This window comes from Pseudomonas fluvialis (assembly GCF_002835605.1).
In the GTDB taxonomy this organism is placed as follows: Bacteria; Pseudomonadota; Gammaproteobacteria; order Pseudomonadales; family Pseudomonadaceae; genus Aquipseudomonas; species Aquipseudomonas fluvialis.
This window is the reverse complement of record NZ_PIYS01000012.1, coordinates 18,165-39,179: the sequence shown is the minus strand read 5'-3', so window position 1 is coordinate 39,179 and position 21,015 is coordinate 18,165. Positions and strand designations below refer to the sequence as shown.

Sequence of the window (21,015 nt, the reverse complement as noted above, 5' to 3'; positions counted from 1 at the left end):
GCCCAGCGTGTCCGACGCTTGGCCGATACCCCTGGCCGGTACTGGCCTGCTAATATGGCCGGCCTTTTTTACCTGCCCGCTGGAGCCTTGCATGCCTGCGCTGTCCCCTACCCTGGAACTGGCTTTCGAGCTGATCCGCCGCCCCTCGGTCACCCCGGCCGACGAAGGTTGTCAGGCGCTGATGTGCGAACGCCTGGCGGCAGCGGGCTTCAACATCGAGCCGATGCGCATCGAGGAAGTGGACAATTTCTGGGCCAGACGCGGCGGCGACGGCCCGGTGCTGTGCTTTGCCGGGCACACCGACGTGGTGCCGACCGGCCCCCTGGAGGCCTGGCAATACCCGCCCTTCGAACCGCAGATCGATGCCCAGGGCATGCTGCGCGGACGCGGCGCGGCGGACATGAAAGGCAGCCTGGCGGCGATGATCACCGCCGTTGAACGTTTTGTTGCCGACCATCCCAACCACCAGGGGGCGATTGCCTTCCTCATCACCAGCGATGAAGAAGGGCCGGCCCAGCATGGCACCCGCGCCGTGGTGGAACGCCTGCGCGCGCGCAACGAGCGGCTCGACTGGTGCATCGTTGGCGAGCCCTCAAGCACCGAGCAACTCGGCGACATCGTCAAGAACGGACGACGCGGCAGCCTCGGCGCCACGCTGACAGTGCGTGGCAAGCAGGGTCACGTCGCCTATCCGCACCTGGCCAAAAACCCCATCCACCTGGCTGCTCCGGCACTGGCAGAGCTGGCTGGCGAACACTGGGATAGCGGCAATGCCTACTTCCCTCCAACCAGCCTGCAAATCTCCAACATCCATGCCGGCACCGGCGCCACCAACGTCATCCCGGGCGAGCTGACCTGCGTGTTCAACTTCCGTTTCTCCACGGAATCCACCGTGGAGAGCCTGCAACAGCGTGTCGCGGCCATTCTCGACCGCCATGGCCTCGACTGGCACATCAACTGGGCGCTGTCCGGCCTGCCCTTCCTCACCCAGCCCGGCGCACTGCTCGATGCGGTGGCGGCGAGCATCGAGGCGGTGTGCGGCATCCACACCACCCCTTCGACCAGCGGCGGTACTTCGGACGGCCGTTTCATCGCCACCCTGGGCACCCAGGTGGTCGAACTGGGTCCGCTGAATGCCACCATCCACCAGCGTGACGAACACATCCGTGCCGCCGACCTGGATGCCCTCAGCGAAATCTACTACCAGACCCTGGTGCGTCTGCTCGCATGCTGATCTGTCCGCTCTGCCAGCACAGCCTGGCCTATGACGCGCAGGGAGCCTGTTGCAGTCAGGGCCACCGCTTCGACCGGGCGCGCCAGGGCTACCTCAACCTGCTGCCGGTACAGCACAAGAACAGCCGCGCACCGGGCGACAACCCGGCGATGGTCGAGGCCCGCCGGCGTTTCCTACAGGCCGGTCACTACGCCCCGCTGGCCCAGCGCCTGGCGCAACTGGCCGCCAGCCATGCGCCACGCCAGTGGCTGGATATCGGCTGCGGCGAGGGCTACTACACCAGCCAGCTGGCTGCGGCGCTGCCAGGCAGTCAGGCCTACGGCCTGGACATCTCCCGCGATGCCGTACGCCAGGCCTGCAAGCGCAGCCGGAACGTCACCTGGCTGGTCGCCAGCATGGCCCGCATTCCGCTGGCCGATGCCAGCTGTGCGCTGCTGACCAGCGTGTTCAGTCCGCTCGACTGGCAGGAAGCCTATCGCCTGCTGCCGGTCGGCGGCGGACTGTTGCGCATGGGCCCCACCCGTCAGCATCTCTTTGAGCTGCGCCAGCGCCTGTACGATGAAGTACGCCCCTATGACGACGAAAAGCACCTGCAGCTGATTCCGCAGGGCATGCAGCTGAGTGATACCCATACCCTGGAATACCGCCTCGCGCTGCCGCAGGCGGAAGACCGCGCCGACTTGCTGGCCATGACCCCGCACGGCTGGCGGGCCAGTGCCGAGCGGCGCGCCGCGGTTATCGCCAGCCCCTTAGAAGTCGTGGTATCCATACGCTACGATTGGATCATCAAGACAGCCTGACGCGCCTGGCCTGCCGTGCCGAGCAAATCGCCCAGCCAGAGGAATTGCACATGCGCCAACCGGATATCGAGATCTACCTGAAAGACAGCGACCAGGACGCCGTGGCCGAATGGCTGAGCCAGGCCATCGCACCCTGCAGCCCCTGGCAAAGCCGCGGCAAGACCCAGCAGTGCCAAGCCGGTGAGATTCCCGTGCTGTGGCTGCACAAGGCGGTCGGCAACTGGCACTGCCTGCTGCTGGAAAGTGACCGCACGCCCTGGGAAGACGACCTGGCCTGCGCACGCGCGGCCAATGCTGCGCTCGGCGTGCCAATCCGTTGCGCCCCCGGTTCCTGGGACGAGGAGGAAGCCGAGGAAGAAGGTGATCGTTGGCTACAGGTCACTACCGAAGGCGTCAGCGAGATTCTCTGGCGGACCTGAAACGCTCACTCAGCCAAAACGACTTTCCGCACACTGCTGCTGAATCTCCCGTACGGCTTCGGGATGCGCCAGCAAGACCGCCACGCACGCCTCATCCAGACGCACCCCGGCTTCCTGGCGCAACAGACTGAAAGCCAACTCGTTCGGCCAGGCTTGTTTGTAGGGCCGCTCACTGGTCAAGGCATCGAACACATCGGCCACTGCAACAATGCGTGCTTCCAATGGAATAGCTCGCCCCACTAGGCCTTCCGGATATCCAGAACCATCCAGCGCCTCATGGTGGTAAAGCACGATATTGCGCAACATCTGCACCCAGCCCACGCCACCCAGGGCGAAATTGTCGAGCAACTCATCGAGCAGCTCGAGGCCAGCCCTGGGGTGCTCACGCATCAGCAAGGTTTCCAGCACATCCAGCGGCCCCGGCTTGAGCAATACACGATCCGGCGTACGCAACTTGCCCAGATCATGCAGCGGGGCAAACAGGCTGAGATGTTCGACATACTCGTCGCTCAACTGATGCTCGGCTGCCAGGTGATGACCGATCAGCCAGGCATAGCGCGCCATGCGTTCGAGGTGCCCGGCACTCTCCGGATCCCTGGCACGACTCACCCCCAGGGCGCTGCGCAAGGTTGCCTGCAAGGTACGCAGCGTCATGCGCTCCTGGTAGACCATCAGGCTGAGCAGATGCGCCAGCATGTCCAGCTCGGCCCGCAAGGCCTCGCCGAATGCCCCGGCTTGTCGGGCATTGAAGAATATGAAGCCGAAGAAGTGTCCATTGACGCACATCGGCAGGGTATAGCTACTCAGGTAACCGGCATCCAGCAGTTGTTTAACGTGCGGTTTGCGACTGCCGGCGAGTACCCGCAAATCCTCGATCAGACGCGGACGCAGGCTGCGCGCCACGGTTAATAGCCAGGTGGTTTCCGACAAGCGCGCATGGTAGTGACCCAGTGAGTTGCTGGGTTCCTCAAGGGCCAGAAAGGTCTTCACACAATCCGTGGCTTCGTCATACAGGGCAATGGCCAATCGCTCCACCTGGGGAGCCTTGCCACGCAGCACCTGGAAAAGGCAACGCAGCTTACCCAGCAGGGCACCCTCCCCCTGCAGTCGCTCGAGCATGTCCATGACCGCTGCTCCCTGGCTATCGACGCATGATGCGTTTCCTGAGCATAGCCGGCGTGCACAAAAAAACCGGCCAGCACCCTGGGGTGTGGCCGGCGAAGCACTATCGGGTCGTACGTGGGGGTGTGCCAGAAGCACGCGGTCAGTGGGCAACGACCAACGCCCACGGGCCCGCAACTGAGACTCAGCGCGCCATCTGGCGGTCCACTTCGTCGAAGGTTGCCTGCAGCTCGGCGTCCGGCTCGGCAGTCAGCAGGCTGACTACGATGATCGCCAGGGTCGCCAGGAGGAAGCCGGGGATGATCTCGTACAGATCGAAGAGGCCACCGGAAAGCTGTTTCCAGACCACCACGGTAATCCCGCCCAGCAGAATGCCAGCCAGTGCACCATGACGATTCATGCGCTTCCAGAACAGCGACAGCAGGATTGCCGGGCCAAAGGCTGCACCAAAACCCGCCCAGGCATAGGACACCAGGCCCAGTACCGTGCTTTCCGGGTTGAGAGCGAAGTACAGCGCCAGCAAGGCGATCACTACCACCGCGGCACGACCGATCCAGATCAGCTCGTTACCATCGGCATTCTTCTTGAGAATGGCCTTGTAGAAGTCCTCGGCCAGTGCCGAAGAGCTGACCAGCAATTGCGAATCGGCCGTCGACATGATGGCGGCCAGCACGGCGGCCATCAGGATACCGGCCACGACCGGATGGAACAGGCTGTTGACCAGCACCATGAACACCGTTTCGGCATCCTTAAGATCGGTCGGCAGGTAGGCGATCGCTACCCAGCCGATAGCCAGGGCCGCAAACAGGGTCAGTGCTGTCCAGCTCACCGCAATGCGCCGGGCAGTCGGCATGTCCTTGTCGTTGGCAATGGCTTTGAAGCGCGCCAGGATGTGCGGCTGGCCAAAGTAGCCGAGACCCCAGCCGAGCAGGGAAAGAATGGCAATCCAGCCCAGGGGCTCACCCTTCACATCGGTGAAGAAGGTCAGCAGTTCCGGGTTCTTGGCCTGCATGGCGGCATGCGCCGCATCAACACCACCCACCGCATTCAGGGCAAAGACCGGCACCAGTACCAGCGCCAGCGCCATCAGCAAGCCCTGTACCACGTCCGTCCAGGCTACGGCGAGGAAGCCACCAAACAAGGTATAGGAGACCACGGCAATGGTTCCCACCACCACGGCGATCTTGTAGTCCAAGGCAAACACCGACTCGAACAACTTGCCCGCCGCCACCAGGCCGGAGCTGGCATAGAAGAGGAAGAACAGCAGGATGAAGATCGCCGACACCACGCGCAGCGCATGGCTCTTGTCATTGAAGCGATTCTCGAAATAGGCCGGCATGGTCACCGAGTCGTTCGCCGCATGCGAATAGACGCGCAGACGGCGTGCCACAAACAGCCAGTTCAGCCAGGTACCGGCCAACAGACCGATGGCAATCCAACTGGCCTCGAAACCGGCCACCAGCGCATAGCCAGGCAGACCGAGCAACAACCAGCCACTCATGTCCGAAGCGCCAGCCGACAGCGCCGCCGTGGTCGGACCAATGGAACGGCCGCCGAGGATATAGTCGGACAGGTTGACCGTGCGCCGATAGGCGACAATGCCGATGCCCAGCATCAGCACCAGGTAGACCACGAAGGTCGCCCCGACTACGAATAAGCTCTGCTCGTTCATCTTGTTCTCTCTTGTTGTTGGGCAGCCAGGCCGCCGCTGTTGTGTTGTCGACGCGTCACCCGGGGCATCGCGCCACTCCGCTGCAAGCCGCAAACCGGCCTTGTAAAAAGCTGCCTACTCCACGAGGAGCGGCTTGTTGCCACGCTGCGCTGGTCACGCAAAACCTGAGCGGGCACGCAAGTTTCCGCTCAGGTCCGGCATTTCTCAATCGTTATCGTTCAGTGACAGCAGCGACGCATTGCCGCCGACCGCCGTGGTGTTGACCGAGGTGGTGCGCTCGCTGACAAAACGCATCAGGTAGTTCGGACCACCCGCCTTGGGACCGGTACCGGACAGGCCATGGCCGCCGAAGGGCTGCACACCGACCACCGCGCCGATCTGGTTGCGGTTGACGTAGAGGTTGCCCACCCTAGCCAGATGCTCGATGCGCTGCGCGGTGGCCTCGTTACGGCTGTGTACACCCATGGTCAGGCCGTAGCCGGTGCCATTGATATCCGCCACCACCTGTTCCAGCGCGCTGGCCTCATAGCGCACCAGGTGCAGGATGGGGCCGAACTGCTCTTTTTCCAGCTCGCTGATGGCGGAGATTTCAAACGCCACCGGCGCGATGAAGTGACCATTCAGGCCTTGCGGCAACCCCGCCTCGGCGAGCAGCTTGCCCTGCCCCTTGAGCGTGTCGATATGTGCCTGCAGGCCCGCCTTGGCTTCACCATCGATGACCGGCCCGACATCGTTCTCGCGCAGATGGGTGGGACCCACACGCAGTTCAGCCATGGCGCCCTTGAGCAGGTCGATGACCCGTTCGGCAATATCAGCCTGCACATACATAACGCGCAGCGCCGAGCAGCGCTGCCCGGCACTGGTAAAGGCCGAGGCAACGGCATCCTTGATGACCTGCTCGGGCAGCGCCGTGGAATCGACGATCATGGCGTTCTGCCCACCGGTCTCGGCGATCAGCGTGGCAATCGCCCCGGGCTTGTCGGCCAGCTGGCGGTTGATCAGCCGGGCCACTTCGGTGGAACCGGTAAAGCACACCCCGGCCAGTCGCGCATCACGACAGAACACCCCGCCCAGGGTGGCACCATCGCCGGGCAGCAGGGCAATCACCTCCTGCGGCAGGCCGGCTTCGAACATCAGTTCAAGGGTGCGCGCCGCAATCAGGCTGGTCTGCTCGGCTGGCTTGGCCAGCACGGTGTTGCCGGCGACCAGCGCCGCGCTGATCTGCCCGAGGAAAATCGCCAGGGGGAAGTTCCACGGACTGATGCAGGCAAACACCCCACGCCCCTCGTAGAACAGCTCGTTGCGCTCGCCGGTCGGCCCTTTCAACTCGCTGCGCTGCAACTTCTCGCGGGCCTGCTGAGCGTAGTAACGGCAGAAATCAACCGCTTCACGCACTTCGTCAATACCGTCCTGCAGGCTCTTGCCGGCCTCCAGGGTGCACAGCGCCATCAGCTCGGCGCGATTGGCCTCCAGTAGCTCAGCGAGGCGCTCCAGCACGGCGGCACGCTGTTCCACCGGCGTAGCACTCCAGCGCGGCCAGGCGGCATACAGCGCATCCATGGCCTGGGCGGCCTGGTCGGCCGTAGCCCACTGCGCCGTGCCGACCAAGCGCTGCAGGTCGTAGGGACAACGCACCTCATGCGCCTGGCCAGCCAGGCTGGTGCCGTTGATGACCGGAGCGGCCTGCCACTGGCGTTGCAGTTGCACGTTGAGCGCTGCTTCCAAAGCATTCCATTCTTGCTGGATATTCATATTGAGGCCTTGCGAGTTCTTGCGCGCCGCGCCAAACAGCGCCGGTGGCAGGGGAATACGATGATTGGCCAGCCGGGTGTGCTGGCGCAGTTGGCTAACCGGGTGATCGATCAGCGAGTCGACCGGAACCCGCGGATCGACCAACTGGTGGACGAAGGACGAGTTGGCACCGTTCTCCAGCAGGCGCCGTACCAGATAGGGCAGTAGGTCCTTGTGCGCGCCCACCGGGGCATAGATCCGCACATTGCGGCCATGCTGTTCGAGCACCGTGTCATACAGGGCATCGCCCATGCCATGCAGGCGCTGGAACTCGAAGTCACGCGGCCGTGGCAAGTCGCGCGCCATGGCCAGGATACAGCTGACGGTGTGGGCGTTATGACTGGCGAACTGCGGGTAGATCACCCCGCGGGTGTGTTCGCTGAGCAGGTAGCGGGCACAGGCCAGGTAGGAGGTGTCGGTAGCTTCCTTGCGGGTAAACACCGGATAGCCATCCAGGCCCTGTACCTGACACTGCTTGATCTCGCTGTCCCAGTAGGCGCCTTTGACCAGGCGCAACGGAATACGCGCCTTCAGCTCGCGGCCCAGCAACGTAAGCCAGACCAGCACCGGCAGGCAGCGTTTGGAGTACGCCTGGATGACCAGGCCGAACTCGCCCCAACCGGCAATAGCCGGATCGCGCAGCAGTTTTTCGAACAGCTCCAGCGACAGCTCCAGGCGGTCGGCTTCCTCGGCATCGATGGTGATGCCCACATCCAGGCGGCGCGCCAGGCTGGCCAGCTCGCGGACCCGCTCGAACAGTTCAGTGAGTACACGGGCCTTTTGCGCCACTTCGTAACGCGGGTGCAGCGCCGACAGCTTGATCGACACCGACGGCCGTGGGCCGTTGCCCACCTGAGGCTCACGGCCGACCGTCTCGATGGCCTGCCGGTAGTCGGCCAGGTATTTCTCGGCATCCTCAGCGGTCAGTGCCGCTTCACCGAGCATGTCGAAGGAGTAGGTGTAGCCCTGCTCGCGGCACTTGCGGCCGTTCTTCAGCGCCTCGCTGATGCTGCGTCCCAGCACGAACTGGCCACCCATCAGCTTCATCGCCTGGTTCATCGCGGCACGGATCACCGGCTCGCCAGAACGCTGGATCAACCGGCCGATGACACTCTTGGGACGACCATCGGCGGACTGCGGGTCGACCACCTTGCCGGTCATCACCAGGCCCCAGGCCGCGAAATTGACCAGCAGGTTGTCACTCTGGCCCAGATGACGCTCCCATTCGGCGGCACTGAGCTTGTCACGGATCAGCGCATCGGCGGTGGCGCTGTCCGGTACGCGCAGCAAAGCCTCGGCCAGGCACATGAGCATGAGCCCTTCCTGGGTATCGAGGCTGTACTGGCGCAGCAAGGCGTCGAGGGTATCGACGGCATTATCCCGGTTGCGCACCTGTTCGATCAGCGCGCGGGCATCCTGGCGGATAGCCTGGATACCCTGTTCACCAGGGTCGGCGAGCTGCAGGAGCTCATTCAGATAGGCTTCCTCGTCCACGGCATAGTTGCCCGTGATGACGGGGAAGAACTCGGCGGCTGTCCGGGTAAGAAAGTCGCCCTGCAAGACGTGACTGGCGGGAAACATCACGCCCCTCCTCTTGTGGAGATGGTTATTGTTCGGTCTAGCCCATTGCCGCTGAGGTGCAAGTCAGGCACGCACAAGCGGACCAGCGGCGGGATAAGCGAATCTAGGGGCAGAGGGCATTGGCTTTCTTGCAGAAGACTCTGGAGTTTTTGCAGAAAACTCCAGAATGCGCGCACTCAACCGTCGCGGCGCAGGCCCTTGGGTGTCAGGCCAAGGTAGCGACGCATGGCCGTGGTCAGGGCGCTCTGACTGGAGAAACCGCACTCCTCGGCAATGCGTACCAGCGGCAACGAACTGCTGCGCAGCAGTCGGCTGGCATGATCCAGACGCGCCTTGAGCAGGTATTGGTGCGGTGTCAGGCCCAGGCTGTCCTTGAACAGCGCATGGAAGTGACTGGGACTCAGACAGGCCTGGCTGGCCAGTTCGGCCACGCTGATGCGTCGGGCCAGGTTGTCTTGTACATAACGCTCCAACCGCTCGATGTCCAGCGGCAGCGGACGCGCACTGCTGCGTGGCGCGAAGAGCCGCAGGTGGAGCGCGCGCAGCAGCACGCCACCCAGCGCACGGGCCAGCAACGGATCGCTGCCATAGCGAGCCAGTTCGGCGCCGGCATAGTTGAGCAGGTTCTGGAAATCGGCATCCAGCGCAGGAAAACGCGGGGTATCGAAAAGCTGCTCGAGCAGACGCAGGTCCTCGAGCGGCGTATCACGTTCATCAAGGTCGAGAATCAGCATACGATTGTCGCCCACCCCGGCGAACTGGTGCTCGGCATCACCGGGCACCAGGCAGGCGCGCATCCGGCATACTTCGCCGCCACGGCCGTTGACCTCGAACTCGGCGCGTCCGGACAGCGACAGCACCAGTTGATGGTGATCGTGGGCGTGTTCATGGGCCTGGTCGTCCAGGCGCAGCAGGCGGGCATTGAGCATGCTAGAAAACCTCGGGGTGGCAGCAAGCCGGCTTCCCTGTGACGCCAATGGCGTTCGCGGCGGCACTGCCGACAGACATACGGCAGTGCCTACAGCATGCCAGCCTGATCCATGAAAAGCGCTACGTCCAGGCGACAGGCTCGTACAGCCTGGCAACAAAGCAGCACACCCACGCCTTTGCGCACCAAAAACACGCACAACAACGCCCGCCTCCGGCAACGCACCCGGCCTGGCGGGCAGTTGTATCTGGCAAGGGCCTTGCATTGTCCTGAACGTCCTGTTCCGGAGGCTTCATCATGCTCAGCTCGCTTGCACATCCCCTGCCCAGCCTGGCCGGCCTGTTGGTGATTGCGCTGTACCTGCTCGGTCACTACCTGCATCCGCGCGGCCAGGCCAGCCACGCCCGGCTAGCCAGGCACTCGCGCACTGACTAAGCTGGCAGCCCAAACACCCACCAAGGAGCTGCAATGCCTGTTTTTCCGCGCCTTGCCCTGCCCGGCCTGGTGCTCGCACTGAGCGCCTGTGCCCAACAGGCTGGCACCCTGACCCTCAGCCCAGGCGAGCAGGCACGCTGCCGCACCATCGACCTGAAGGTAGGTCAGGAGCTGGTCCTCAGCCTGCCGAGCAACCCCTCCACCGGCTATCGCTGGCAGGTACTCGATGCTGCCAGCCCGCAACTCAGCAGCCTGGGCCCGGAGGTTTATCGCAACCCCGACGATGACAGCCTGATCGGTGCAGCCGGGTTGTCGACCTGGCGCTTCCGCGCCAGCCAGCCAGGCCAGGCGCGCCTGCACCTGGAGTATCTGCAGCCCTGGGACAGCAGCACGCCAGCGGCCCGGCGCTATGACTGCCCGGTGCGTGTGCGTTGAACGACAGCGCACAGGCCAGGCAGCTGCCGGTGTCTTTGAATTCGCCCGGCGGGCCACTAGAATGCCGCCCTTTGTTATCCCCCACGGGCCCGCCGATGAGCCACCTTCCTGATCGTCTGTACGCCACCCCCCAGGCACAACTGGGTGACTTCGCCTTCAACGAAGACGTGGTGCGCGTGTTCCCCGACATGATCAAGCGCTCGGTGCCGGGCTACCCGACCATCGTCGAGAATATCGGCGTGCTGGCCGCACACTTCGCCCAACCGCAGAGCATCTTGTATGACCTGGGCAGTTCGCTGGGCGCCGTGAGCCAGGCCATGCGTCGCCATGTGCGCAGCGAAGGTTGCCGGGTAGTCGCCGTGGACAATTCCGCCGCGATGACCAGGCGCTGCCAGGAGTACCTGAACGCCCAGGATGCCATGTACCAGGAACTGCTCCCCGTGCAGGTGCTGGAGGCCGACGTACTGACCATCGACTTTGCCCCTACCTCGCTGGTGGCGATGAATTTCACCCTGCAGTTCATTCCGCCGGAGCAGCGCCTGCCACTCCTTGCGCGCATCCGCCAGGCCCTGCTGCCGGGCGGTGCACTGATCCTCTCGGAAAAACTGTGCTTCGCCGACGCACAGCAACAGACGCTGCTCAACGACCTGCACATTGCCTTCAAACGCGCCAACGGCTACAGCGAACTGGAAATTGCCCAGAAGCGTAGCGCCCTGGAAAACGTCATGAAACCGGACAGTCTGGAAGTACATCGCCAGCGCTTGCTTGAGGCCGGCTTCAGCCAGGTCGTGCCGTGGTTCCAGTGCCTGAACTTTGCCTCGTTGGTCGCCCTGCCATGATCGAGCGCCTTGACCTGCAGCGCCTAGGCGCGTTTCTGCAAGGCAGCCCGCTGTCTGCCTGGGCAGATACCCTGAACGAACAGATCGCTGCCAAGCTGGCCATTGGCCACGGTGACCTGCCACGCTGGCAGGCCGCGCTGCAAAGCCTGCCCGTGCTGTCTCCAGAGCGTGTGGAGCTGAGCGAACGCTTTGCCCTGCACGGCACGCTCAGCCACGCCGACAGCGTCGCTCTGGAGGAAGGCCTGCGCGGGTTGATGCCCTGGCGCAAGGGGCCCCTGCAGTTTTTCGACTGTCTGGTCGATTGCGAATGGCGCTCGGACTGGAAATGGCAACGCGTCGCGGCCCATCTCGATCTGCGCGGCAAGCGCATACTGGATGTCGGCTGCGGCAATGGCTACTACCTGTGGCGCATGCTCGGGGCCGGGGCCGATGCGGTGATCGGCATCGACCCCAACTGGCTGTTCCTCTGCCAGTTCCTTGCCGCCCGCCAGTACCTGGCCGAGCTGCCGGCCTGGCACCTGCCGCTGGCCCTGGAAGAACTGCCTGGCAAGCTGGAAGGCTTCGACACGGTGTTCTCCATGGGCGTGCTCTACCATCGTCGCTCGCCCATCGACCACCTGCTGGAGCTCAAGGACTGCCTGCAGCGCGGCGGCCAGCTCGTCCTGGAAACCCTGGTGGTTGAAGGCGACGAACAACAGGTGCTGGTTCCCGAAGACCGTTACGCCCAGATGCGCAATGTCTGGTTCCTACCTTCCGTACCCGCTCTGCAGCGCTGGCTGCGCCGCGCCGGACTGGTTGATGTGCAATGCGTGGATGTCAGCCAGACCACGGTTGCTGAGCAGCGCGCTACCGACTGGATGCGCTTTCAGTCGTTGGGCGACTTCCTCGCCCCAGACAACCCCGACCTGACCTGCGAGGGACTGCCCGCACCGCGGCGTGCGGTGCTGCTGGCACGCAAGCCCTGAGCTGGGTCAACACCGACCCACCCGGCATTCGCTATAGTCAATTCCAGTCCGCCTGCGAGTTGCATCGATGAAGACAGCCCCCCTGCTCCTGCTCCTGGCCTGGCTGTTCTCACCGGCCAGCCAGGCCCTACAGCTGTATACCGAGGAGTATCCGCCGATCAGCTTCTCCCAGCAGGGGCAAGCCGAAGGACTCGCGGTAGACTTGGTTCGCGAGCTGCTGAAACGCCTCGACCAGCAGGCCAGCCTGCAGGTTGTACCTTGGGCTCGCGCCTACCGGATTGCCCAGACCACGGCCAATACGGCGATCTTTCCGACCATGCGCAACAGCGAGCGCGAGCCGCAGTTCAAGTGGGTAGGCCCGATCCTGCTGGCCAACGACAATTTCTACGCACTCAAAGGCTCGGGTATCAAGGTCGGCCAGCGTGAAGAACTGGCGCGCTTCAAGGATATTGCCGTACCGCGCGACTGGTTTACCTACCAGGAGTTAACCGCGGCAGGCATGCACAACCTGCTGGGTGTCACCGAACCGGCACAGATGTTCCGCCTGCTGCGCATGGGCCGGGTACCACTGATCGTGGCCGACAACCTGAGTTTTTATGCCCGCGACGAGGCGGCTGTACAGGTCGACTACCTGGGACCGGATGACGTCGAAGTGGTTTACCCCTATCGCAGCTCCTACGGCTACATTACCTTCTGGTCGGGTACCGAGGACTGGGTAGTCCGCCGTTGGCAAACCGCCCTGGATCAGATGAAAGTCGACGGCAGTTTCAGCCGGATCTACCAGCGCTGGCTACCCGGCGCCGAAGAACCCGGCCTGCGCGAACCTGGCTGGAACGGCATTCCCTGAGCTAACGGCGCGCGGCTGCCGCCACGATCAGCGCCTTCATGTCCGCTACCGCCGCCTTGAAACCGACGAACAGCGCCTGGGCAACGATGGCATGGCCAATGTTCAACTCGTTGATACCGGGAATCGCCGCGACCGCCTCGACATTGTGGTAGTGCAGGCCATGCCCGGCATTGACGATCAGGCCATGCGCCAGCCCGCACTCCACCCCCTCGCGGATACGCGCCAGCTCATGCAGCGCGGCGGCCGGTGAAGCGGCATCGGCATAGCGACCGGTATGCAGCTCGATAGCCGGCGCGCCAATGCGCGCCGCCGCCTCGATTTGCCGTGGGTCGGCATCAATGAACAATGACACCTCACAACCATGCCGCGCCAGCCGCTGTACCGCTTCGGCAATACGTGCCTCCTGGGCCAGCACATCCAGACCGCCCTCGGTGGTCAGCTCCTGGCGAGTCTCGGGTACAAAGCAGGCATGTGCCGGGCGCAGCTCCTCGCCCAGGGCCAGCATGTATTCGGTCACGCCCATCTCGAAGTTCATGCGCGTTTGCAGCACCTCGGCAAGTACCCGCACATCACGGTCCTGGATATGCCGGCGATCCTCGCGCAGGTGCACGGTGATACCGTCGGCACCAGCCTCCTCGGCATCCAGCGCGGCCTTGACCGGGTCCGGGTAACGGGTCCCCCGGGCCTGGCGCAGGGTCGCCACATGATCGATGTTCACGCCGAGCAGGATTCGGTTGGCAGCAGTCACGACAGTCTCCATGGCAATAGCAATTCAGGGCTTGCGAAACAGTTCCCGGCTGATCAGCGGACGGCCACCCAGATGCGCCGCCAGGGCCTGGCGCATCAGTCGCTTGGCAGCGGCGAGCGCACCGGGAGTCTGCCAGTCCGCCTGGCTCATGGCCAGCAGTTCACGGCCCTGAAACAAACCGGGCTGCAGCTGGAACACCTGCTGCAAGCCGCTCTCCGGCAGCAACTGGTAGAGCCCGTCGGCCTGTACCGGCTGCCCATGGCAGTCATGATCAAGGGCAAAGGCATACCCCAGCTCATCCAGCAGCCGCCACTCAAAGCTGCGCAGCAGCGGTTGCAGCGGACTACCGGCGGCCAGCAGCGGCAAGCTCTGCTCGTACAACTCGAACAACGCGGGATGGGCATCCTCGCTGGGCAGCAGGCGCATCAGCAACTCATTGAGGTAAAGGCCACTGAACAATGCATCGCCGCTCAGCAGGTTGGGCACACCCGCGGCCTCCAGACGTGCCACGCTTTTCAAATCCGCCTGGCCGCGCAACTCCAGGCTCAACGGCACGAAAGGCCTAGCCAGGTTGCCAGACTTGCCGCGCGCACCACGCAGCACGGCGCGCAGGCGACCCTGGCGGGTGAAAAAATCCACCAGCGCACTGCTTTCCTTGTAGGGGCGACTGTGCAGAACGAAGGCACGCATGGTTTGCCTGTCTGGTTCAAGGAGCCGGGCGCCGGGAGCGCGCCAGCGGCTGGCAATCAGATGTCCAGATAACCGAGCGAACGCAAGGCGCGTTCATCATCGGACCAGCCACCCTTGACCTTGACCCACAGGTTGAGCATGACCTTGGCATCGAACAGAGTTTCCATGTCCTTGCGCGCGTCCTGGCCGATGCGCTTGATACGCTCGCCCTTGTCGCCAATGATGATTTTCTTCTGCCCCTCACGCTCGACCAGGATCAGCGCGTGAATATGCAGAATACGCCCTTCCTGCTTGAACTCTTCGATTTCCACGGTCATCTGGTACGGCAGCTCGGCACCCAGCTGGCGCATGATCTTTTCCCGTACCAGTTCCGCAGCCAGGAAACGGCTGGAACGGTCGGTGATCTGCTCTTCCGGATAAAAGTGTTCGGACTCCGGCAGGTGCTCGGCAACCAGGCGCTCGAGGGTTTCCAGGTTCTGCCCGTGCAACGCGGAAATCGGTACCACCTCGGCCTGCGGTAATTGCTGCGACAGCCACTCCAGATGCGGCAGCAACTCGCGCTTGTCTTCCAGGCGATCGGCCTTGTTCACCGCCAGGATCACTGGGCAGCGCACATGCTGCACCTTGTCGAGCACCATCTGGTCCTCATCGGTCCAGCGCATACGATCCACCACGAACACCACCACATCGACGTCGCGCAGAGCGTTACTAGCGCTTTTGTTCATGTAGCGATTGAGCGCTTTCTCGTTGTTCTTGTGCAGACCGGGCGTGTCGACATACACCGCCTGCACGCCCCCCTCGGTCTTGATGCCGAGCATGTTGTGCCGGGTGGTTTGCGGCTTGCGCGAGGTAATCGCCAGTTTCTGGCCAAGGATATGGTTGAGCAGGGTCGACTTGCCCACATTGGGACGACCGACGATCGCCACGTAGCCGCAACGGCTGATTTCTTCACTCATGGCTGTTCTCCACGCCCAGGGCGCTCAGTGCGGCAGCCGCCGCTACCTGCTCGGCGATCCGCCGACTGGCGCCCTGGCCACAGGTCTTTTCATTCAGCAGGGTAATCGTGCATTCGACAAAGAAGGTCCGGCAATGCGGATCACCCTGGATATCCACCACGCTGTACGCCGGCAACTCGCTGCCGCGCGATTGCAGAAACTCCTGCAGGCGGGTCTTCGGATCCTTGTTGGTATCCACCAGGGTCAGGCCTTGCAACTCACCTTCCAGCCAGTCCAGCACGCGGGCACGCGCCACATCCATGCCGGCATCCAGATAAATCGCACCGATCAACGCTTCCAGTGCATCGGCAAGAATCGATTCACGGCGAAAACCACCACTTTTCAACTCACCGGAACCCAGCCTCAGGTATTCGCCCAACTCGAAACCACGCGCCAGCACGGCCAAGGTCTCGCCCTTGACCAGGCGCGCGCGCAGGCGCGACAACTGCCCTTCACGCGCCTGCGGGAAGCGCTCGTAGAGTGCCTCGCCCGCAACGAAGTTGAGGATCGCATCCCCGAGAAACTCCAGACGCTCATTGTTGCGCCCGGCAAAGCTGCGATGCGTCAGGGCCAGCGTCAGCAGCTCGCTATCGGCAAACTGATGGCCCAGACGGCGTTGCAAACGTTCAAGAGCTTGAGCTTGGGTCACGGCAGGCGCACACGAAATTCTTTGTCAAACCGCGCCACCAGATCGAGGTTACGGATAAAGGGCTCGCGACGCTCGTACTTCAGGTGCACACGAAACTCGTTGTTCTCAATCTTGATGGTCACCGCCTCGTCTAGCTTGATCCCGCGAATGCTGTTGACCTGCATGCCCTTGCTGAGGCGCGCATTGAGCTCGCCGATTGTCCGCACATTGGCAGCCTTGTCGTTTTCCACCGAGGTGATGATCTCTTCCAGCGACATAAAGTCCAGGTAGTGCGGCAGCATCTTGAAGACGCCGCTGGCGATTACCGCGACCAGCGAGAGAACCAGCATCACATTGAGGAGCGACCAGCCCCCCTGGGAACGTGCCATCTGCATGTTTGACCTCGAATGAGTGATTGAAAAAAGCCAAGGCGGCGCCAACAGCATAGAACCGCTGACATCTGGCGTCCTGAACCGCCCGACAAATCCTCGCGTTGCCGCCGCAAAGACTCAGTGAATCAGCCCGACCCGCGAAAAATTGGGTAAGTTGCGCAGCTTGGGATCCGGCCAGCTCATCCAGATGGCAAAGGCCTTGCCAACGATATGGTCGTCAGGAACCATGCCGCGCAGCTGCACGGGAATGTGCGCGTCATTCCAGTAGCGGCTGTCGTTGGAGTTGTCGCGGTTGTCGCCCATCAGGAAGTAATGCCCGGCAGGCACACGCCACTCACGGCCTGGTTCCATGCGGTAGCGGCGCATTTCCTTGCGAATATGGTGCTCTACCTCGCCCAACTGCTCAGTGAACAGACGCACGCTACCTAGGCTGCCCGGCTCGTCACCCAGGAGCATTTCACTGACCAATTGATCATTGACATACAGGCGCCGCTCACTGGTATAGCGCACAGTATCGCCCGGCAAGCCAACTACCCGCTTGATGTAGTTGATGCGCGGGTCGCTGGGATAGCGAAACACCATCACATCGCCACGTGCCGGCTGGCCAATCTCGATGATTTTGCTATCTACCACCGGCAAACGAATCCCGTAGGCAAACTTGTTGACCAATATGAAGTCGCCTACCTCCAAGGTGGGCTTCATCGACCCCGAAGGAATCTGGAACGGCTCGACCAGAAAGGAACGCAGCACCAGCACGATGGCCAACACCGGGAAGAACGACTTGCCGTACTCGACCAGCAGCGGCTCCTTGTTCAGCCGCTCAACCACGGCCTCGTCGACCTGGGCAACACCCTGCCGGTAGCTGGCCACCGCTGCCTGGCGCCGCCTGGCCAGAAACAGCAGATCGAACAGCGCCAGCAGACCGCTGACGGCAACGGCAATAACCAGCAACAGCGGGAAGTTGATCGACGACATGATACTCAGCTATCCACCTTGAGCACGGCAAGGAAGGCTTCCTGGGGAATTTCCACACTGCCTACCTGCTTCATCCTTTTCTTACCAGCCTTCTGCTTCTCCAGCAGCTTCTTCTTGCGGCTCACATCGCCGCCATAACACTTGGCCAGTACGTTCTTGCGCAGCGCCTTGACCGTGGTCCGCGCGATGATCTGCCCACCGATGGCCGCCTGGATTGCCACATCGAACATCTGCCGGGGGATCAATTCCTTCATCTTCTCGGTCAGCACGCGGCCTTTGTGGTGAGCGCGATCACGATGCACGATCAGTGCCAGGGCGTCGACCTTCTCGCCATTGATCAACACGTCCAGGCGTACCAGGCTGGCCGACTGAAAACGATCGAAGCTGTAGTCCAGCGACGCATAGCCACGACTCACCGACTTCAGGCGGTCGAAGAAGTCCAGCACCACTTCGTTCATCGGCAGGTCATAGGATACCTGTACCTGGCTGCTGAGGAACTGCATGTCACGCTGCACACCTCGCTTCTCGATACACAGGGTAATCACGTTACCCAGGTGCTCCTGCGGCACCAGGATGTTGGCACGCACGATGGGCTCGCGCATGTCGGCGATACTCGCCGGATCAGGCAGCTTGGAGGGGTTGTCGACATAGATGGTCTCACCACTCTTCAACTCGACCTCGAACACCACGGTCGGCGCGGTGGTGATCAGGTCCAGGTCGTATTCGCGCTCCAGGCGCTCCTGGATGATTTCCATGTGCAGCATGCCGAGGAAGCCAATGCGGAAACCGAAGCCCAGGGCATCGGAGCTTTCCGGCTCGTATTGCAGCGCCGCATCGTTGAGCGTGAGCTTCTGCAAGGCTTCGCGGAAATCCTCGAAGTCATCGGAGCTGACCGGGAAAAGTCCGGCATAGACCTGCGGCTTGACGCGTTTGAAGCCGGGCAGCATTTCCACATCCGGCGTGCTGGACAGGGTCAGTGTGTCACCCACCGGTGCGCCATGGATGTCCTTGATACCGGCGATGATGAAACCCACTTCACCGGCCTTGAGGTCGGCAGTCTCGGTGTGCTTGGGCGTGAACACCCCGACACTGTCGACCTGATGAACCTTTCCGGTGGACTTGACCAGTACCTTGTCGCCTTTCTTGATACGCCCGTGGCGTACCCGCACCAGGGACACCACACCCAGGTAGTTATCGAACCAGGAGTCGATGATCAGCGCCTGCAGTGGTGCATCCACTTCGCCTTGCGGCGGCGGAATGACCTTGACCAGGTGCTCCAGCACATCGATGACCCCCATGCCGCTCTTGGCACTGCAAGGCACGGCATCGGTCGCATCGATGCCGATGATGTGTTCGATTTCATCCTTGACCCGCTCCGGCTCGGCCTGCGGCAGATCCATCTTGTTGAGCACCGGCATGACTTCCAGGCCCTGCTCAATCGCCGTATAGCAGTTGGCCACTGATTGCGCCTCGACGCCCTGCCCGGCATCCACGACCAGAATGGCACCTTCGCAGGCCGCCAGGGAACGGCTGACTTCATAGGTAAAGTCGACGTGCCCCGGGGTGTCGATGAAGTTCAGCTGGTAGGTCTTACCGTCCTGCGCAGGGTAATGCAGGGTCACACTGTGCGCCTTGATGGTAATTCCGCGCTCACGTTCCAGATCCATGGAGTCGAGGACTTGCGCTTCCATCTCGCGATCGGACAAGCCACCGCAGATCTGGATGAAACGATCCGCCAGTGTCGACTTGCCATGGTCGATGTGGGCAATGATGGAAAAATTACGGATATGGCTCAGGTCGCTCACGGAAACACACTCGAAAAAGACTGCAGGCTTGGGCAGATCGTTGAAAACCTTGAACAAGCAGGATTGCCCGGAGGCCGATAAAGGCAGCGGATCACGCACAGCACGCATCGGCACGCAGGCCTACCGCTCGACAAGCCAGCCAGGCCGCCAAAAAATAGCCCGGCAGTGTAACTGATCGGCGCTACAGGCGTCACGCCTGCTGGCCGGCAAGCGGCAGGCACAAAAAAGCCGAGCGTCTCACGACGCCCGGCTCCCATGGATTAGCGGCCTGCTACTCCGCCAGGCGGAAGGTAATGAAGCTGGCGCGCCCCTGGCGCAGAACACGCATGGATACCGAGCGGTTGGTCGGCAGCGCCTGGGCGATCTGGGTAAAGGTCTTCGCCGAGTCGATCGCCCGGTTGTTCAGGTGCGTGATGACATCCCCCGGACGCAGGCCAATAAGCGCTGCCGGGCCACCCTGAACCTCCTTGACCGCCACACCGAAGGGCAAGTCCAGCGCACGGCGCTGCTCTTCATTCAGCTCCACCACGGTGACCCCCATGCGGTTACTGCTGCGTTCCGCACCGCCGACCGCCGCCACTTCCTCGCCCTCTTCCGGCAATGCCCCCACCGCCAGGGTTATGCGCTTACGCTCACCCTCGCGCACCACGTCAAGGCGCACACTATCACCGGGTTTCAACGTGCCGATCAGATGTGGCAAGTCCGCTGACACCACGATCGCCTTGTCATTGACCGAGAGGATCACATCGCCGACCTGCAGCCCCCCCTTGGCTGCCGGGCCATTATCGACGACCTGAGCCACCAGGGCGCCGGCCGGCTTATCCAGACCAAAAGATTCGGCAAGGTCCTTGTTGACCTCCTGAATCATCACTCCCAGCCAGCCGCGATTGACTTTGCCATCGGCCTTGAGCTGATTGGAAACACTCATGGCGACATCCATCGGAATAGCGAAGGACAAGCCCATGAAACCGCCCGAGCGGGTAAATATCTGCGAATTGATGCCGACCACTTCGCCCTTCAGGTTGAACAGCGGCCCCCCTGAATTACCCGGATTGATTGCCACATCGGTCTGGATGAACGGCACGTAGTTCTCGTTGGGCAGGCTGCGCCCCTTGGCAGAGACAATACCGGCGGTCACCGAATGATCGAAGCCGAAAGGCGAGCCAATGGCCAGCACCCACTCACCCACCTTGAGCGCCTCGGAATTACCCAACTTGACCGCTGGCAGGTTCTTGCCCTTGACCTTGAGCAGGGCGACATCGGTCCGCGGGTCGGCGCCAATCAGCTTGGCTTCCAGCTCGCTGCGATCGGACAGGCGCACGATAATCTCGTCGGCACCTGCCACCACATGATTATTGGTCAGCACATAACCGTCGCTGGAAATGATGAAGCCCGAGCCCAGCGATTGCGCCTCGCGCTGACGACCGCCGGGATTGCGCGGCACCTGCGGCAGATTACGCTCGAAAAACTCACGAAACAGCGGCGGCATACCTTCCAGATCAGGCATTTGCGCAATGCCAGCTGCACGCACCGGGGCATTCTGCCGGGTACTGATATTGACTACCGCCGGGGAAACCTGCTCGACCAGCTCGGTGAAATCCGGCAGCTGGGCATTAGCCAGAAGCGCCTGACCCAGCAACAGATAGCTACCCAGAAGCATACTCACGCAGCGTTTGAGGCTAGACATCGATATACCACTCCCGTCTGTAGAACC

20 protein-coding genes are annotated in these 21,015 nt (G+C 62.5%); 8 read left to right on the top strand and 12 right to left on the bottom strand.

From position 1 onward, the window contains the following. Positions 1-91: 91 nt before the first annotated feature. From dapE to CW360_RS07455, 3 genes are read left to right on the top strand one after another with little or no spacing between them, the layout of a single operon-like run. Positions 92-1,234 carry a succinyl-diaminopimelate desuccinylase gene (dapE, locus tag CW360_RS07465; protein WP_101193274.1) on the top strand — a complete coding sequence of 381 codons (1,143 nt, stop codon included), beginning with the start codon at positions 92-94 and terminating at the stop codon, positions 1,232-1,234. Further along, positions 1,228-2,034: a putative RNA methyltransferase gene (locus CW360_RS07460; RefSeq protein WP_101193273.1), complete on the top strand. Its 807-nt coding sequence runs from the start codon at positions 1,228-1,230 to the stop codon at positions 2,032-2,034. The genes dapE and CW360_RS07460 overlap by 7 nt, the downstream gene beginning before the upstream one ends. Before the next feature lie 50 nt (positions 2,035-2,084). Continuing rightward, the gene (locus CW360_RS07455) at positions 2,085-2,453 is read left to right on the top strand and encodes a hypothetical protein (protein WP_093986282.1); all 369 of its coding nucleotides are present in this window, start codon (positions 2,085-2,087) and stop codon (positions 2,451-2,453) included. Positions 2,454-2,462: 9 nt separating this feature from the next. Here the strand turns inward: CW360_RS07455 and CW360_RS07450 are convergent, their stop codons facing one another. The 4 genes from CW360_RS07450 to CW360_RS07435 form a co-directional block, all read right to left on the bottom strand. Beyond that, positions 2,463-3,578, bottom strand: a complete 1,116-nt coding sequence (locus CW360_RS07450) for an HD domain-containing phosphohydrolase (protein ID WP_101193272.1) — start codon at positions 3,576-3,578, stop codon at positions 2,463-2,465. A 181-nt stretch (positions 3,579-3,759) separates the two neighbouring features. Further along, positions 3,760-5,247: a sodium/proline symporter PutP gene (gene putP / locus CW360_RS07445; RefSeq protein ID WP_101193271.1), complete on the bottom strand. Its 1,488-nt coding sequence runs from the start codon at positions 5,245-5,247 to the stop codon at positions 3,760-3,762. A 204-nt stretch (positions 5,248-5,451) separates the two neighbouring features. Then, entirely contained in the window at positions 5,452-8,619 is a 3,168-nt protein-coding gene (gene putA, locus CW360_RS07440; protein ID WP_101193270.1) for a bifunctional proline dehydrogenase/L-glutamate gamma-semialdehyde dehydrogenase PutA, read from the bottom strand. Between the two features lie 176 nt (positions 8,620-8,795). Beyond that, positions 8,796-9,548: a helix-turn-helix domain-containing protein gene (locus CW360_RS07435; protein ID WP_093986287.1), complete on the bottom strand. Its 753-nt coding sequence runs from the start codon at positions 9,546-9,548 to the stop codon at positions 8,796-8,798. A 296-nt stretch (positions 9,549-9,844) separates the two neighbouring features. Here CW360_RS07435 and CW360_RS16765 point away from each other — a divergent pair, with 296 nt between their 5' ends. The 5 genes from CW360_RS16765 (at position 9,845) to CW360_RS07415 (ending at position 13,068) form a co-directional block, all read left to right on the top strand. Next, the gene (locus tag CW360_RS16765; protein WP_157825264.1) at positions 9,845-9,982 is read left to right on the top strand and encodes a hypothetical protein; all 138 of its coding nucleotides are present in this window, start codon (positions 9,845-9,847) and stop codon (positions 9,980-9,982) included. Between the two features lie 33 nt (positions 9,983-10,015). After that, positions 10,016-10,417, top strand: coding sequence for a protease inhibitor I42 family protein (locus CW360_RS07430; RefSeq protein WP_101193269.1), 402 nt, complete (start codon positions 10,016-10,018; stop codon positions 10,415-10,417). Between the two features lie 95 nt (positions 10,418-10,512). After that, positions 10,513-11,256, top strand: a complete 744-nt coding sequence (gene cmoA, locus CW360_RS07425; protein ID WP_101193268.1) for a carboxy-S-adenosyl-L-methionine synthase CmoA — start codon at positions 10,513-10,515, stop codon at positions 11,254-11,256. After that, on the top strand, positions 11,253-12,221 hold the full coding sequence (cmoB, locus tag CW360_RS07420; protein ID WP_101193267.1) for a tRNA 5-methoxyuridine(34)/uridine 5-oxyacetic acid(34) synthase CmoB: 969 nt from the start codon (positions 11,253-11,255) through the stop codon (positions 12,219-12,221). Before cmoA ends, cmoB begins: the two co-directional genes overlap by 4 nt. A gap of 67 nt (positions 12,222-12,288) precedes the next feature. Beyond that, positions 12,289-13,068: a substrate-binding periplasmic protein gene (locus tag CW360_RS07415; RefSeq protein WP_101193266.1), complete on the top strand. Its 780-nt coding sequence runs from the start codon at positions 12,289-12,291 to the stop codon at positions 13,066-13,068. 1 nt (position 13,069) lies between these two features. Here the strand turns inward: CW360_RS07415 and pdxJ are convergent, their stop codons facing one another. The 8 genes from pdxJ to CW360_RS07375 form a co-directional block, all read right to left on the bottom strand. Further along, the gene (gene pdxJ, locus CW360_RS07410) at positions 13,070-13,816 is read right to left on the bottom strand and encodes a pyridoxine 5'-phosphate synthase (protein WP_101193265.1); all 747 of its coding nucleotides are present in this window, start codon (positions 13,814-13,816) and stop codon (positions 13,070-13,072) included. Positions 13,817-13,840: 24 nt separating this feature from the next. Then, positions 13,841-14,506, bottom strand: a complete 666-nt coding sequence (gene recO, locus CW360_RS07405; protein ID WP_101193264.1) for a DNA repair protein RecO — start codon at positions 14,504-14,506, stop codon at positions 13,841-13,843. Positions 14,507-14,562: 56 nt separating this feature from the next. Further along, the gene (era, locus tag CW360_RS07400; protein ID WP_093986296.1) at positions 14,563-15,462 is read right to left on the bottom strand and encodes a GTPase Era; all 900 of its coding nucleotides are present in this window, start codon (positions 15,460-15,462) and stop codon (positions 14,563-14,565) included. Continuing rightward, the gene (rnc, locus tag CW360_RS07395) at positions 15,455-16,150 is read right to left on the bottom strand and encodes a ribonuclease III (protein WP_101193263.1); all 696 of its coding nucleotides are present in this window, start codon (positions 16,148-16,150) and stop codon (positions 15,455-15,457) included. The genes era and rnc overlap by 8 nt, the downstream gene beginning before the upstream one ends. Next, positions 16,147-16,524, bottom strand: a complete 378-nt coding sequence (locus CW360_RS07390; RefSeq protein ID WP_101193262.1) for a DUF4845 domain-containing protein — start codon at positions 16,522-16,524, stop codon at positions 16,147-16,149. Before CW360_RS07390 ends, rnc begins: the two co-directional genes overlap by 4 nt. Before the next feature lie 114 nt (positions 16,525-16,638). Beyond that, the gene (lepB, locus tag CW360_RS07385; protein WP_101193261.1) at positions 16,639-17,496 is read right to left on the bottom strand and encodes a signal peptidase I; all 858 of its coding nucleotides are present in this window, start codon (positions 17,494-17,496) and stop codon (positions 16,639-16,641) included. Positions 17,497-17,501: 5 nt separating this feature from the next. Then, positions 17,502-19,301: a translation elongation factor 4 gene (gene lepA, locus CW360_RS07380; RefSeq protein WP_093986322.1), complete on the bottom strand. Its 1,800-nt coding sequence runs from the start codon at positions 19,299-19,301 to the stop codon at positions 17,502-17,504. 271 nt (positions 19,302-19,572) lie between these two features. Then, positions 19,573-20,988, bottom strand: coding sequence for a DegQ family serine endoprotease (locus CW360_RS07375; RefSeq protein WP_101193260.1), 1,416 nt, complete (start codon positions 20,986-20,988; stop codon positions 19,573-19,575). Positions 20,989-21,015 lie beyond the last annotated feature (27 nt).

What these genes read in the sequence shown, in the direction of transcription:
- dapE (WP_101193274.1), top strand. Translation starts at nt 92, where the DNA reads ATGCCTGCGCTGTCCCCTACCCTGGAACTGGCTTTCGAGCTGATCCGC.
- CW360_RS07460 (WP_101193273.1), top strand. Translation starts at nt 1,228, where the DNA reads ATGCTGATCTGTCCGCTCTGCCAGCACAGCCTGGCCTATGACGCGCAG.
- CW360_RS07455 (WP_093986282.1), top strand. Translation starts at nt 2,085, where the DNA reads ATGCGCCAACCGGATATCGAGATCTACCTGAAAGACAGCGACCAGGAC.
- CW360_RS07450 (WP_101193272.1), bottom strand. Translation starts at nt 3,578, where the DNA reads ATGGACATGCTCGAGCGACTGCAGGGGGAGGGTGCCCTGCTGGGTAAG.
- putP (WP_101193271.1), bottom strand. Translation starts at nt 5,247, where the DNA reads ATGAACGAGCAGAGCTTATTCGTAGTCGGGGCGACCTTCGTGGTCTAC.
- putA (WP_101193270.1), bottom strand. Translation starts at nt 8,619, where the DNA reads ATGTTTCCCGCCAGTCACGTCTTGCAGGGCGACTTTCTTACCCGGACA.
- CW360_RS07435 (WP_093986287.1), bottom strand. Translation starts at nt 9,548, where the DNA reads ATGCTCAATGCCCGCCTGCTGCGCCTGGACGACCAGGCCCATGAACAC.
- CW360_RS16765 (WP_157825264.1), top strand. Translation starts at nt 9,845, where the DNA reads ATGCTCAGCTCGCTTGCACATCCCCTGCCCAGCCTGGCCGGCCTGTTG.
- CW360_RS07430 (WP_101193269.1), top strand. Translation starts at nt 10,016, where the DNA reads ATGCCTGTTTTTCCGCGCCTTGCCCTGCCCGGCCTGGTGCTCGCACTG.
- cmoA (WP_101193268.1), top strand. Translation starts at nt 10,513, where the DNA reads ATGAGCCACCTTCCTGATCGTCTGTACGCCACCCCCCAGGCACAACTG.
- cmoB (WP_101193267.1), top strand. Translation starts at nt 11,253, where the DNA reads ATGATCGAGCGCCTTGACCTGCAGCGCCTAGGCGCGTTTCTGCAAGGC.
- CW360_RS07415 (WP_101193266.1), top strand. Translation starts at nt 12,289, where the DNA reads ATGAAGACAGCCCCCCTGCTCCTGCTCCTGGCCTGGCTGTTCTCACCG.
- recO (WP_101193264.1), bottom strand. Translation starts at nt 14,506, where the DNA reads ATGCGTGCCTTCGTTCTGCACAGTCGCCCCTACAAGGAAAGCAGTGCG.
- era (WP_093986296.1), bottom strand. Translation starts at nt 15,462, where the DNA reads ATGAGTGAAGAAATCAGCCGTTGCGGCTACGTGGCGATCGTCGGTCGT.
- CW360_RS07390 (WP_101193262.1), bottom strand. Translation starts at nt 16,524, where the DNA reads ATGCAGATGGCACGTTCCCAGGGGGGCTGGTCGCTCCTCAATGTGATG.
- lepB (WP_101193261.1), bottom strand. Translation starts at nt 17,496, where the DNA reads ATGTCGTCGATCAACTTCCCGCTGTTGCTGGTTATTGCCGTTGCCGTC.
- CW360_RS07375 (WP_101193260.1), bottom strand. Translation starts at nt 20,988, where the DNA reads ATGTCTAGCCTCAAACGCTGCGTGAGTATGCTTCTGGGTAGCTATCTG.